The 13,507-nt window shown below is 67.5% G+C and carries 11 protein-coding genes and 1 pseudogene; 5 read left to right on the forward strand and 7 right to left on the reverse strand.

Translation table 11 applies throughout. From position 1 onward, the window contains the following. Positions 1-53 precede the first annotated feature (53 nt). The 3 genes from CA982_RS10900 to CA982_RS10910 form a co-directional block, all read right to left on the reverse strand. Positions 54-1,586 (reverse strand): catalase, encoded by a 1,533-nt coding sequence (locus tag CA982_RS10900; RefSeq protein ID WP_086535349.1) that lies wholly within the window; start codon positions 1,584-1,586, stop codon positions 54-56. 73 nt (positions 1,587-1,659) lie between these two features. Next, the gene (locus tag CA982_RS10905; protein ID WP_086535350.1) at positions 1,660-2,838 is read right to left on the reverse strand and encodes a CaiB/BaiF CoA transferase family protein; all 1,179 of its coding nucleotides are present in this window, start codon (positions 2,836-2,838) and stop codon (positions 1,660-1,662) included. A gap of 31 nt (positions 2,839-2,869) precedes the next feature. After that, positions 2,870-3,394 (reverse strand): MarR family winged helix-turn-helix transcriptional regulator, encoded by a 525-nt coding sequence (locus CA982_RS10910; RefSeq protein ID WP_086535351.1) that lies wholly within the window; start codon positions 3,392-3,394, stop codon positions 2,870-2,872. A 55-nt stretch (positions 3,395-3,449) separates the two neighbouring features. On the opposite strand from CA982_RS10910, the gene CA982_RS10915 reads away from it, so the two are divergent. Beyond that, positions 3,450-3,878: a DUF5313 domain-containing protein gene (locus CA982_RS10915; protein ID WP_086535352.1), complete on the forward strand. Its 429-nt coding sequence runs from the start codon at positions 3,450-3,452 to the stop codon at positions 3,876-3,878. 12 nt (positions 3,879-3,890) lie between these two features. Here CA982_RS10915 and CA982_RS10920 read toward each other — a convergent pair whose 3' ends face one another. Together CA982_RS10920 and CA982_RS10925 are read right to left on the reverse strand one after the other, a co-directional pair. Then, positions 3,891-4,727 (reverse strand): SDR family oxidoreductase, encoded by an 837-nt coding sequence (locus tag CA982_RS10920; RefSeq protein ID WP_086535353.1) that lies wholly within the window; start codon positions 4,725-4,727, stop codon positions 3,891-3,893. 28 nt (positions 4,728-4,755) lie between these two features. Then, positions 4,756-6,069, reverse strand: coding sequence for an alpha/beta hydrolase (locus tag CA982_RS10925; RefSeq protein ID WP_244176217.1), 1,314 nt, complete (start codon positions 6,067-6,069; stop codon positions 4,756-4,758). A gap of 438 nt (positions 6,070-6,507) precedes the next feature. Between CA982_RS10925 and CA982_RS10930 the strand changes: the two genes are divergently transcribed. Then, a complete protein-coding gene (locus CA982_RS10930; protein ID WP_086535354.1) occupies positions 6,508-8,115 on the forward strand; it encodes a GMC oxidoreductase in 1,608 nt (535 codons plus the stop codon). Here CA982_RS10930 and CA982_RS10935 read toward each other — a convergent pair. Beyond that, positions 8,112-8,780, reverse strand: coding sequence for a TetR/AcrR family transcriptional regulator (locus CA982_RS10935; RefSeq protein ID WP_086535355.1), 669 nt, complete (start codon positions 8,778-8,780; stop codon positions 8,112-8,114). The two genes, CA982_RS10930 and CA982_RS10935, sit on opposite strands and share 4 nt — an antisense overlap. Positions 8,781-9,029: 249 nt before the next feature. Here CA982_RS10935 and CA982_RS10940 point away from each other — a divergent pair, with 249 nt between their 5' ends. Together CA982_RS10940 and CA982_RS10945 are read left to right on the forward strand one after the other, a co-directional pair. After that, positions 9,030-11,027, forward strand: coding sequence for an OPT family oligopeptide transporter (locus CA982_RS10940; protein WP_086535405.1), 1,998 nt, complete (start codon positions 9,030-9,032; stop codon positions 11,025-11,027). Positions 11,028-11,032: 5 nt separating this feature from the next. Next, positions 11,033-11,643: pseudogene (locus CA982_RS10945) on the forward strand (maleylpyruvate isomerase family mycothiol-dependent enzyme). A gap of 16 nt (positions 11,644-11,659) precedes the next feature. Here CA982_RS10945 and CA982_RS10950 read toward each other — a convergent pair. Beyond that, positions 11,660-12,229 (reverse strand): type 1 glutamine amidotransferase domain-containing protein, encoded by a 570-nt coding sequence (locus tag CA982_RS10950; RefSeq protein ID WP_086535356.1) that lies wholly within the window; start codon positions 12,227-12,229, stop codon positions 11,660-11,662. A gap of 153 nt (positions 12,230-12,382) precedes the next feature. Between CA982_RS10950 and CA982_RS10955 the strand changes: the two genes are divergently transcribed. After that, a complete protein-coding gene (locus CA982_RS10955; protein ID WP_086535406.1) occupies positions 12,383-13,486 on the forward strand; it encodes an alpha/beta hydrolase in 1,104 nt (367 codons plus the stop codon). The last annotated feature ends 21 nt before the right edge of the window (positions 13,487-13,507 follow it).

Raw genomic sequence — 13,507 nt, forward strand, 5'->3', positions numbered from 1 at the left:
CGCAGAACGCGCCCCCGTCAGAGGGCGCGTTCCACGGTTCGGCGAGAAAAAGGTCAGGCCTTCTCGGCCTTGGCCTTCTCCTGCATGGACGAGCGTGCCGGGTTGGCCTGATCGTCCTTCTTGGGGTCGGATTCGTCCTGCTTCTCGGTCACCCCGGACTTGATCCGTGCACCGATGTCGGGGTCGACGCGGTGCCAGTACTCGAACGCCCGCTGCAGGATCGGCTCGGACACGCCGTTGAGGAGGTGCCCGACGACGTTGTCCACGAAGCGTTCACGCTGGTCGTCGTCGAAGACCTCGCGGACCAGGGTGCCCGCCTGACCCCAGTCGTCGTCCTCGGGGTGATCGACGTAGGCGCTACGCAGGATCTCCCCGTTCGCGGCCCACTGCGGTTCGCCCTGGCCGGGATAGAGCGCGGACGGCCCGCCCTTCGAGTTCGGGGCGTACACCGGGTCGGGGACGTTGTGAATCCGCATCGCGCCGTCCTTGGAGTACGAGTGGACCTCGTTGGTCGGCGCGTTCACCGGGATCTGCTTGTAGTTGCCGCCGATCCGGTGGCGGTGGGCGTCGGCATAGGAGAAGACGCGCGCGAGCAGCATGCGGTCGGGGCTGAAACCGATGCCCGGCACGACGTTGTTGGGCTCGAACGCCGCCTGCTCGATCTGCGTGTGGTGATCCACCGGGTTCGTGTGCAGGGTCATCTTGCCGACCTCGATGAGCGGGTAGTCGCCGTGCGGCCACACCTTGGTCAGGTCGAACGGGTTGAACCGGTAGCTCACCGCATCGTCGAAGGGCATGAGCTGCACCTTGAGCGTCCAGCTCGGATGATTGCCTGCGGCGATGTTCTCGAACAGGTCCCGAGTGTGGAAATCGGTGTCGGCGGCGGCCATCTGGTCGGCTTCGTGCTGGGTGAGATGCTCGACGCCCTGATCGGACTTGAAATGGTACTTCACCCAATGCTTCACGCCTTCGGCGTTGACCCACAGATAGGTGTGGGAGGTGTAACCGTTCATGTGGCGCCAGGTCTTGGGAATGCCGCGGTCGCCCATCAGCCAGGTGACCTGGTGGGCGGACTCCGGAGAGAGCGTCCAGAAGTCCCACTGCATGTCGTGGTCGCGAAGGTTGTTGTCCTGTCGGCGTTTCTGCGAACGGATGAAGTGCTGGAACTTCATCGGATCCTTGACGAAGAAGACCGGCGTGTTGTTGCCGACCATGTCGTAGATGCCTTCGGACGTGTAGAACTTCAGTGCGAAACCGCGCGGGTCACGCCAGGTGTCCGGGCTACCGCGCTCGCCCGCGACCGTCGAGAACCGCGCCACCATCTCGGTTTTCACGCCGGGCTGGAACAGCGCCGCGCATGTGTAGGCCGAGATGTCTTGTGTGGTCTCGAAGGTGCCGAACGCGCCGCTGCCCTTGGCATGTGGCTGGCGTTCGGGGATCCGCTCGCGGTTGAACTGCGCCATCTGCTCGATCAGGTAGTGATCGTGCAGGACGATCGGGCCGCCGGCGCCGACGGTCAAGGAGTGTTCGTCACTCCCGGCCGGTGCGCCCGAATCCCGGGTGGTGAACAGAGAATCGTCGGACATATCGCCTCCGAGAGGTCGTCGTATCCGTGCATGAACAACGGGACCCGAGGGCTGCAGGTCCGTTCCGCCGATCCTACGCTGACGGGGTCGGCGGGACGTCGATCCCGAATTCCCGCAACACCGCCTCGGTGTGCTGCCCGAGGGCCGGTACGGGGCCCATCGCCAGTTCCACGTCGTCGAAGGTCAGCGGCGGCAGGAGTGCTCGTACCGGGCCGACCTCGGTGTCCACCTCGCGCCAGCGGTCGCGCTCGCTGAGCTGGGGATGGTCGACGACGCCCTCGAGGTCCCGGATCTCGGCGGCGGGTACCCCCGCGTCGGCGAGGCGCCGATCGAGCTCGTCGGTGGTGAAGCGCTTGGTCTCCGCCCCGATCACGGCATCCACCTCGGCTCGGCGTGCTACCCGGTCGATGTTGGTGCGGTAGCGAGGGTCGTCGGCGAGATCCGGGCGATCGAGTGCGACTCGGGTGAGGGCGTCCCAACCACGGTCGTTCTGGACACCGATGAGGATGTCGCCGTCCTGGGTCGGGTACTTGTCGTAGGGCACGATGGCCGCGTGCCCGAGCCCGGCGCGGGCGATCTGCCGGCCGCCGTAGAGCCGCATGTACATCGGGTGGCCCATCCATTCGACCGTGGCATCGAACATCGCCACCGAGACCCGCGCGCCGACCCCGGTGGTGGCGCGCCGGAACAATGCCGACAGCACGGAGGTGAGTGCGTACATGCCGGCCGCGATGTCCGAGGAGGGGATGCCGGTCTTCGACATCTCGTCGGGGGTCCCGGTCACCGAGATGAGTCCGGCCTCGGCCTGGACCAGCATGTCGTAGGCCTTGCGGTCGCGGTACGGTCCGGCGTCGCCGTATCCGGACATGTCGACGACGACGAGCCCGGGGTGCTCGGCGCGCAGGTCGTCGGCGCCGAGACCGAGCCGGGCGGCCGCGCCGGGTGCGAGATTCTGCACGAAGACATCCGCGCCTGCGATCAGGGTCTGGATGGCCGTGCGCCCGGACTCCGTCTTGAGGTCGAGTGCGACCGACTCCTTGCCGCGGTTGAGCCACACGAAGTGCGACGCCACCGCCCCGCGCACCGCCGCGTCGTACTGCCTCGCGAAGTCCCCGTCGCCGACCCGTTCCACCTTGATCACCCGGGCGCCGAGGTCGGCGAGGTGTCGGGTCGCCAGCGGCGCGGCGACGGCCTGTTCGAGCGCCACCACGGTGACGCCCTCGAGGGGCAGCAGTCCTTCGTCCGGAGTCACCGGCCAAGGATCGCCGACGGTGCGACGCCCGTCAACGAGACCCCTCGCGGGCCTCGGGGTCGTTGGTGGCCTCGGTGAGACGGTGCAGCAGATGGGTGAGCGTGCGGATGTCGTCGGGGTCCCATTGGGCGAGCCGGGCGCGCCAGTCGGTGACCGCGGAGGCGAGCACCGCGTCGATGCGTTCGCGGCCGTGGTCGGTGAGGGTGACCACGCGGGCGCGGGCATCGCGTGGGTCCGGATGCCGCTCGGCGAGTCCGAGACGGACGATTGCGTCGATCTGACGCGTCACCGTCGACTTCTCCATGCCGACGGCGGTGACCAGGTCCGACATGGGCATGGAGTTGTGCCGGGCGAGCACGGTGATGAGCGGGTAACACGACGGATCGAGGCGGGGGTCGATGGCCCGGGCCCGCAGGCGGGTGCGGACCCGCCCCCGGCGCCAGAAGTCGGTGAGCTCGGCCTCGAGGCCGCTGATGGGATCGATGCCGCTGGGATCGGTGCCGCTGGGCTCCGGACCGGCGGAGTCGTCGGTCGACGCGGTCATCTCCGAACCCATGCGGGTCAGATTACCCAGCCGATGTGGGGGAGGCGACGTTGGACAACCACCACACGTGGTGCACGATCGAGTGGTGGCCACCTCACAGCGCACCAAGCCGAATCCCTGGGAGTACGTGAAGTACGCCTACTGGGCGCGTCTGCCGAAGTCGATGCTCGACTGGGTGGCCAACGATCTGGCCGGCCCCGGCGCGTCCGTCCGGATGGTGGTGCGCTGGGCGGTGCCCTGCGTCATCGTGCTGATCCCGATGCTCTTCGTCCCCGCCGACTGGGGTGTCCGGATCACGATGACCATGCCGATCCTGCTGGCCTACCTGTTCTTCTCGATCGCGCTGAACCGGGTGTACCGGCGTCACCGGCTGGCCCAGCACGGCCTCGATCCCGATCTGGTCAACAAGCTCGAGCGGGAGAAGAACTCCGACCTCTACGACGAGTACCACCGCAAGTACCGCGGCGAGCGCCGGCGACCCGGCGCGGCCGGTTGATCCGGTCCGGGATCAGTACAGGTAGTCCTCGCCGCTGGCCCGCACCGTCACGTCGGACAGGCTGATCCCCCACGGCTGGTCGATGACGTGGACGACCGCCCGGGCGAGATCCTCCGGGGTGATGAGCCAGTACTTCACCGAGTCGACGTCGGTGAGTTCCGCGGGCAGCGTGCCCTGCATCAACTCGGTGACGTGCTCGCGATACGACGCGGCGCGCTGTCCGACGATTCCGCGAATCGCGCGGTCGTTGACGATCCAGCTCGCCAGGTTGGTGCCCGCGACGCCGGTGGGTTTGACCGTCGTGACCTTGATCTTGCCTTTTGCCTCGATGCGCAACGAGTCCGACAGCATCGTCACCGCAGCCTTGGTGGCGCTGTAGACGCCCGATCCCTCGAAGCCACCGTTGCCGTAGATCGACGCGATGTTCACCACCTGCCCCCGGCCCTGCGCGATCATCTGGTCGTAGACCGCGGAGATGCCGTTCACGACGCCCTTGATGTTGATGTCGATGGCCTTGTGCCACTTCTCCCAGGCACGTTCGTGGTCGGCGAAGAACGCCAGCGGCATGACCCCGGCGTTGTTGACGATCACGTCGATCGCGCCGAAACGCTCCACGGCCGTCGCCGCGGCGCCCCGCATCTGGTCCATGTCGGTGACATCGGCGACGTGTGCGACAGCCGACCCGCCCGCGGCGACGATTCCCTCGACCACCGCGGCGAGCCCGTCGGCGTTGATGTCGACACCGACGATGTGGGCGCCCTGTGCCGCGCACATCTCCGCGATGACCTTGCCGAAACCTCCTCCGGCGCCGGTGATGATGACGGTCTTGCCCTGCAGATGATCAGACATGCTTCTCCCCGGCTGTGAAAATTTCGGGTCATCGTAGCAACGCCGACCCGGCCCGATCCGACCCCGGCAGAAGCCGGTGGGCGAGCCAGGGAAAGGCGCGTCGGAAACCCTCTGCGGCGAAGGGCCAGCAGTGTCGCCCCGGTCGAGCGGTGACGATCGTGGCGATTCCGTGGGCCCGGCTGACGCTGCTGAGTGCGTTCGTCGCGGCGATCTGCGACGAGGCGAGACGATGTGGACCGGCGACATGCCCCTCGTCGTCGAACCACCCAGCGGAGTCGAGGTAGCTTCCGTGCCGTCGGATCGCGGTGCGCGGGTCGAAGCGCGACCACAGGTCGCCGCGACCGCCATAGAGACGGTCGACGGTCTGCTGGTGGTCTCCCAGATTGGGCCCGACGTCGCCGGAGATGTCGAGGAATGTCGCAAACTGCGACGGATGTTCGACGGCCAGATCGACGGCGCACGTGCCTCCCATCGACCATCCCGCTGCTGCCCATCCCCGGGCATCGGGGCGGGCGCCGAAGACGCGGACGACGTACGGGCGCACTTCGCGGGTGATCCGCGTGTCGACGTTGCCGTGCGGCCCGTCAACGCATTCGGTGTCGTCGGTGAACGAGCCGGACGGATCGACGAACACCAGAATCGGTGCAAATCCATTGTGCGCAGCGGCATATCGACGGTCCGTCGTGATCGCCTCACCGCTCACGGCCCAGTCGAGTGGGGTGTTGATGACGCCACCGAACAACGCGATGGCCGGTAGCGGCGGTGGGTGTGCGCCGGTGAACCAGGCGGGCGGCAGGTAGACGTACTCCGTCCGGTGCTCGAATCCACTGATCCGATGCGGGACGTCGATGGCGACGGTCCGACCGTCCGGCTGCGGACTGCCGCGGAGGGTGCGCAATGCCGACAGTGACGTTTCATTCGGCGGGGACTGACCGATGACGGCGCTCCACGCGCGTCCGACATCGGGATAGAACCCGGCCCACTGGTTGGCGGTCAGCGCGACGCACAGGACTGTGAGGAGTCCGGCGATAGCGACCACGGCTCTGCGGGTCCACGACGCCGCGGCCACAGTGAGCCCGAACATGGCGACGGTCATCACGGTGAGGAACAACCAGACCCAGAAAGCGAGGGGACCCGTTTCCGGGCTCAGATCGTGACTCTCCAGTATCGCGTAGACGACCCCGGTCACCGCCATCGCGCAGACCGATGCCACCACGAGAAGTGCGATGCTCCGCACCGGTTTCCGCCACCGGACCAGTCCGAGCAGGGCGACCCCGGCAACGATCTGCACGGCGATCGGCAACCACCCGTCGAGGAGCGGAAGATCCGCGAGTATCCGCACCGTGAAATGATCGCCCCGCAACGCTGAGTGGACGCTGTGAACAATCTGGAAAAAGGTTATGCCCTCGAACGGTATTCGAGCACCTCGACTCCTTTCGCCATCCGCCGGCTCGTGTCTCGGTTCCCCGCTCGGGGTCCGCTCCCACGTGGAATTCAGTCATATGACTGAGAACGTGTCAAGTACTCGACGACAAGTGAGCTGAATCAAGCGTGGTCCGCGATGTTGCGCTTGACACATCGGCCGATGTACCAAATCCTTCATCGGTAGGCCACGTCCGTTCGCCGTTCGCCGTTCGCCGTCCGCCGGCTCTCCCATCGCGGTCGAATCGCTCTACCGGCCGCGACTTCTCGTCCCCTCTTCGCCCATTTCGCATGCCCACGTGCGACCAACCGCGCAGTGAAGCGCGAGACTTCCTCGCGCACCGACGACAGGAGAACCATGACCGGGGTGTCACCGACGAGACGTACCTTCCTCCGAGCGGCGGCGTTGACCGCGGCGGGAACGGCGACCGCTGTCGTCGCCGGCGCCGGCGCCGGTTCGGCCTCGGCCGACCCGTCGCGCCGGATCCGGCGGACACGCGAAGAGCATCGCGTGGTGATCGTCGGCTCCGGATTCGGCGGTGGCGTCGCGGCGCTCCGCCTCGCCGAGGCCGGCGTGCCGGTCCTGCTGCTCGAGCGGGGACGACGATGGCCGGCGGGGCCGAACTCGGAGACCTTTCCGCGCGCGTCGAGCCCGGACAAGCGGGTGCTGTGGCACGAGTCGACCCCGAACCTCTTCGGGAAACCGCTGAGCGTCGAACCCTATGTGGGACTGTTCGAGTCGGTCGCCGGTGTCAACATGACCGCACTGTGTCCGGCCGGCCTCGGTGGTGGTTCCCTGGTCTACCAGGGCATGACACTGCAACCGAGCGAGGCGGTCTTCGCCGAGCACTTCCCCGACGCGCTCGACTGGCAACTGATGAACCGTGTGCACTACCCGAGGGTCGCGCGGATGCTGAAGGTCGCGGTGGCCCCCGACTCGGTGGTGCGGTCCCCGCAATACCTGGCACCGCGCCAGTTCGCGAAACGGGTCCGGGCCGAGGGGCTCCCGTTGCAGAAGATCCCGATGCCGATCGACTGGGGTTATGCCGCAGCCGAATTGCGCGGCGAGATGAAGCCCGCGTACACCAACGGCGACGGGGCCATCGGGGTGAACAACGGCGGCAAGCACAGCGTCGACGTCACCTACATCCGCGCGGCGGAGGCGACCGGGCGCGTTCAGGTCCGTACCCTGCACACGGTGCGGCAGGTCGCGCGCCGCCCGGACGGCCGGTGGTCTCTCGAGGTCGAACGTACCGACGAGTCGGGAAAAGTGTTGGAGCACAAAGAGTTGATCGCGCGGACTCTCATCCTCTCGGCGGGTAGCGTCAACACCACCAAGTTGCTCGTCAAGGCGAGCGCGACGGGCACCGTGCCCGATCTGCCGGACGGGCTGGGGCACGGTTGGGGCACCAATGCCGACCGGATCTACACCTGGACCAGTCCGAGTATCGACTTCGGAACGGTGCAGGGCGGCCCGGTCGTCTTCGGTAGTCCCAACTGGAGTGACCCGAAGAGCGCGTTCACCATCATCCAGGCGTCCCTTCCGCCGCTGCCCGTGTATGCAGGCACGACGATGATGGTCGGCTTCGGGGTGAGCTCGGGTCGTGGTGTCATCTCCTACGACTCGGCGATCGGGGACGCGCTGATCCGCTGGCCGCACGAAGGCGATTCGGAGATCCAGACCAAGCACATCGACCGAACGGTGCGGCGGATCGCCGGTCCCGACGCGATCCTCACCGACACCAACGCGGTGTTCCCGTCGACCTGGCATGCGCTCGGCGGGGCCAACATGGGTACCGTCTGCGACCTCGAGGGACGGGTCGAGGGTCAGCGCGGACTCTATGTGATCGACGGCGCACTCATGCCGGGCAACACCGCGGCGTGCAATCCGTCGATGACAATCGCCGCGGTGGCCGAGCGGGCGCTCGACCGGATCGTCGCCGAGGACGTCGGCACGGTGATCTAGTCCCGTGTCTCGGCGACACCGCTGGTGGTGTGGGCGGTGACCGGGGCGAGCCACATCCCGGTCAGCGCATCGACCACGAGATCGCGCTGATGCTGCCAGGGGATCGTACGCGCCTCTCCGCCCTCGGCGGCCCGCTCGATATCGGCCAGCGCGTTGACGATGATGTGGCGCGTCAGGTTGTTACGCACCTCGAGCACGTCGTCGGAGAAGGTCGGCAAGGTGGCGTAGAACCGGTCGAGGATCGTCATCAGGACTTCCGACCTCGCGGTCTCCTCGTAGAGGAGGACGGTCGCGGACGGGTCACTCGACACCTGGGCGAAGAACCGGGCGAAGTAGCTGGGCGCACCGAGCTCCGCCAGATACTCGACCTCCGGTCCGACGAGACAGCGGAGCCAGTCGCGGACCCCGGGTTCGGACCCGACCTCGGTCAGGCATCTGCGGCGTAACCGCTCGATCGGGACGTTGTGCGCGGTCAACGTCGCGCGGAGCAGATCGTCCTTGGAACCGAAATGATGGCCGACGGCGTAGTTGTTCCCCTGCCCCGCCGCCTTGCTGATCTGGCGGCTCGAGACGGCGGCCACGCCGTTGAGGGCGATCAGCTTTTCGGCAGCGCCGATCAGGAGCGCACGAGTGCGGGCAGACTGCTCCGTCTTCCCTTCGCTCACGATTTAGATGATGCCCTATCGGAGACGTCCGAACCGGCGGGGCCCCGGCCGCCCCCACGGGTTCGAGAAACGGGCATAGCGGACGAGCCCGCGGTTCGCGGTCCGTCTCGACGCGCGAACCGACCTCCGGCAACGGGGGAAGTCCCTGCGCGGCTGGACACCCGGCCCTAAGGTGAATCGACGAACGCCCGGATGATCCACCGTCCGAACGACCATCGGTCGCAGGACCCGACTGTTGGGAGGGACACGATGGCGACTGCGCCTCCGGCCACCGCGAATCTACGGGAGCTGACTCTCCGGGGCGCCGTCCTCGGCGGGATCATCACGCTGGTCTTCACCGCCGCCAACGTCTATCTCGGGCTCAAGGTGGGTCTCACCTTCGCCACCGCGATCCCGGCGGCCGTCATCTCGATGAGCATCCTGCGGTACTTCGCGAACCACTCGGTGGTGGAGAACAACATCGTCCAGACCATCGCGTCGGCAGCCGGGACACTGTCGGCGATCATCTTCGTCATCCCCGGTCTGGTCATCATCGGGTGGTGGACCGGGTTCCCGTACTGGATCACGATGGCTGTGTGCGCGATCGGGGGAATCCTCGGCGTCATGTACTCCATCCCGCTGCGTCGCGCGCTGGTCACCGGATCCGACCTGCCCTATCCCGAAGGTGTTGCGGCGGCCGAGGTCCTGAAGGTCGGCGACTCCGCGGGCGGTGCCGCCGAGAACAAGGCGGGTCTGCGCACGATCATCCTGGGCTCGGTCGCGTCGGCCGGCTTCGCGTTGCTCACCAAACTGAAGGTGCTCAGCGACTCGATCTCTACGACGATCAAGATCGGCACGGGCGGAACGCTCTTCAGTGCCGGGTTGTCGATGTCGCTGATCGGCATCGGTCACCTCGTCGGGGTGACCGTCGGTATCGCCATGCTCGTCGGCGTCGTGATCTCCTACGTCGTACTGCTGCCCATCGAGACCCAGGGACGGACGGCGGGGGAGGACCTCGGCGATGCCGTCGGTTCGATCTTCGCCAACGACGTGCGACTCATCGGGGCCGGTGCGATCGCCATCGCGGCGATCTGGACCCTGATCAAGGTCATCGGACCGATCGTCCGTGGAATCAAGGCGGCCATGGTCTCCTCACGGTCGCGTCGTGAGGGCGTCACCGTCGACATCACCGAGCGGGACATGCCGATCAACATCGTCGGCGGCAGCATCCTGGTGCTCCTCATCCCGATCGGGGTGCTGCTGTGGGACTTCGTCCACGACACGGTCCTGGAGGGCAGCGCCACCGGGATCATCGCGGTCAGCATCGTCTTCGTGTTCGTCATCGGACTGGCGGTCGCGTCGGTGTGCGGCTACATGGCGGGCCTCATCGGGTCGTCGAACAGCCCGATCTCCGGTGTCGGCATCCTGGTGGTCCTCATCGCCGCACTGCTCGTCAAGCTGACCTTCGGGCCCGCGGATGCCTCGCAGACCGATGCGCTCATCGCCTACACGCTGTTCACCGCCGCGGTCGTGTTCGGCGTCGCGACCATCTCCAACGACAACCTGCAGGACCTCAAGACCGGTCAGCTCGTGGGGGCGACGCCGTGGAAACAGCAGGTGGCCCTGATCATCGGCGTGCTGTTCGGCTCTGCCGTGATCCCGCCGATCCTGCAGCTGATGTACGAGGCCTTCGGATTCGTCGGCGCGCCGGGAGCGACCGAGGACGCCCTCGCGGCACCGCAGGCCGGCCTGCTGACGACCCTCGCGCAGGGCGTGCTGGGGGCGGACCTGAACTGGGGTCTCATCGGTATCGGGGCCCTGATCGGCGCGGCGGTGATCGTGATCGACGAACTCCTCGGCCACGCAGGACGATTCCGGTTGCCTCCATTGGCCGTCGGCATGGGGATGTATCTGCCGATGTCGGTGGTCCTGGTGATCCCGATCGGCGCCTTCATCGGCCACTACTACAACCGATGGGCCGAACGCAGCGGCGGCGCAGTCGAACACAAGAAGCGGATGGGCGTCCTGCTGGCCACCGGCCTGATCGTCGGCGAGGCCCTCTTCGGCGTGGTCTTCGCCGGGATCGTCGCGGCCACCGGCGACGACTCGGCGCTGGCCATCGTCGGTGACGGGTTCGAGCGGTGGGCGCAGATCCTCGGCGTCATCGTCTTCGCCGGGACCATCGCCCTCCTCTACGACCGCGTCCGCAAGATCGCGATCGCGAGCGGATCCGCGTCGTCGACCACGGCCGACACCACGAAGGACTGACCGAGATGAGTGAGGGTTCACTACCGGGGGCGATCGACGACTTCACCGCCGGCGCCCGGCATCTGACGCAGTTGGTCGACCTGATCGGTGACGAGGGGTGGGACGGCCCCGGACTGGGGGAGTGGTCACTGCGATCGCTCGTCGGACACGCGAGCCGATCGCTGACCACCGTGGCCGACTACCTGGCCGAACGGGCTCAGGTGTCGAGTTGGACTCGACAGCAGCATATTTCGCGTCCATCCAGGGTTACGGCGACCCCGCCTCGGTCCGACAACGTGGAGTCGACGCCGGTCTGGCGCTGGGGGACGATCCGCGGGCGGGGGTTCTGGAGCGTCGGGCACGGGCAATCGAAGCCCTTGCAGGAGTCGATGATCGGCCGCTGTCGACACCGTTCGGCGGCATCATGCTGTCCGATTACCTGCCGACCCGGACCTTCGAACTGGCGGTACACGGCCTCGACATCGCCCGCGCGATCGGCGCGGATCTCCCACTCCCGGCGCCGGTGCTCGCGTCAGCTCTGTCGACCGCGACGGCGATAGCAACACTGACCGGACAGGGTGAGCGCGTGCTGCTCACCCTGACCGGTCGGGAGTCGGCGCCCCTGTCCCTCGTCTGAGGCGTCTCGCGCGGAGTCAGCCCGCGACGTTGCTGTGCGCGAATTCGGCGACGATCGCGGCGTTGAAGGCGGCGAGGTCGTCGGGCTTGCGGCTGGTGATCAGCACGTTGTCACCGTCACGGCACGTGACGACCTCCTCGTCGACCCAGGTGCCGCCGGCATTGATCACATCGGTCCGCACGCTCGGGAAGGACGTGAGCGTCCGCCCGCGGACCACGTCGGCCTCGATCAGCGTCCACGGCGCGTGGCAGATGGCCGCCACCGGCTTGCCCGCGTCGAAGAAGCTGCGCACGAAACGGACGGCGGGCTCCGAGGTGCGCAGGAAATCGGGATTGGCGACACCGCCGGGTAGGACGAGCCCGTCGAAATCCATCACGCGAGCGTCCTCGAGCGTGAGGTCGACCGGGAAGGTGTCGGCCTTGTCGAGGTGGTTGAACGCCTGGACGGTCCCGGAGTCGGTGGACACCAGGACGGGCTTCCCGCCACACGCCTCGACCGACTTCCAGGGCTCGGTGAGTTCGACCTGCTCGGCGCCCTCCTGGGCGACCAAGAATGCGATGGTGGTGCCGTTGAGTTCTTCGGCCATGGCTCGTGTACCTCCTCTGTGCACCGCAGATGGCAGCGGTGCCTCGCCATGTCCGGTACCCGGAGGTGCCGCGCACCAAACGGTCGCACCCCGCCCGGACCCGGCCCGGCCCGGGTGTGTTGAATGTCCCCGGGCAACGACTGGGAGGTAGTGGTGGCAGGCTTCGACGGCGTCGCGACGCTGGTTCATCTGGCGCGCGGCGGGGAGATCGGTGAGTCGCACGAGACCCCGCACACGCTGATCGCCGATGGCCCGCACCGCACGCTGCGGCGGTACGGCACCGACGACGAGGTGGTCGCGGCAGCCGCCACGGGACGGCGACCGGTGCTGCTGGTCCCACCGCTCGCGGTGTCGACGGCGTGCTACGACCTCGCCGACGGATTGTCGGTGGTGCAGTTTCTGCTGTCGACCGGTCGGGTTCCGTACGTGCTCGACTTCGGTGACATGACGCGCGCCGACCGCCACCTGGGTTTCGCGGACTTCTTCGACGACATCGTCCCCGGAGCCGTCGCCGCGACGGTCGCGGACTTCTACGGCACCGGTGACCGCGGCGCGTCCGGAACGACCCCGGGTCCGGCCGGGGTCGATGTACTGGCCTGGAGCATCGGCGGGACCATCAGCCTGCTCACGGCGGCAGCGAACCCGGATCTCCCGCTGGCCTCGGTGGTCGCGGTCGGTACCCCGCTCGACTACGCCAAAGTGGCGCCGTATCCGCTGGTGAAGTCCCTGATGCGGCCGGTCGGCCCCACGCCGGTGAAGCTGGCGCTGCGCGCGCTCGGCGGGATTCCCGCGCCGCTGGTCCGCCTTGCCTACCGGGGCACGGCGTGGCAGCGCGAACTGAAGAAGCCCGGCTACATCCTGCGCAACGCCGACGACACCGAGGCCCTCTCGCGGATGAAGGCCATCGACCGCTTCCAGGCGACGATGCCCGGCTACCCGGGCAAGGTGTCCGAGCAGATGTGGGAGAACTTCATCATGCGCGGCGAACTGGCCGGCGGCGTGCTCGACTTCGACGGTCGCGTCGTCGATCTCGCCGACGTCGCGGTACCGGTCGCGCTGTTCGGCAGTCACCGGGACGCGATCGTCAGCTGGGCTGCGGCCCACCACGGGGTGGAACTCCTGGTTGGGGCGCCACGCGTGGACTTCACGACCGTCGAGACCAGTCATCTCGGATTGATCGCCGGGTCCGCGGCGGTGGAACACACGTGGCCGGTGATCGAGGAGTTCCTGAGCGACCTGGATCCGCGCCGCTCGTAGATGAAAAAACCTTCATCTTCG

This window comes from Gordonia lacunae (assembly GCF_002149015.1).
GTDB lineage: Bacteria > Actinomycetota > Actinomycetes > Mycobacteriales > Mycobacteriaceae > Gordonia > Gordonia lacunae.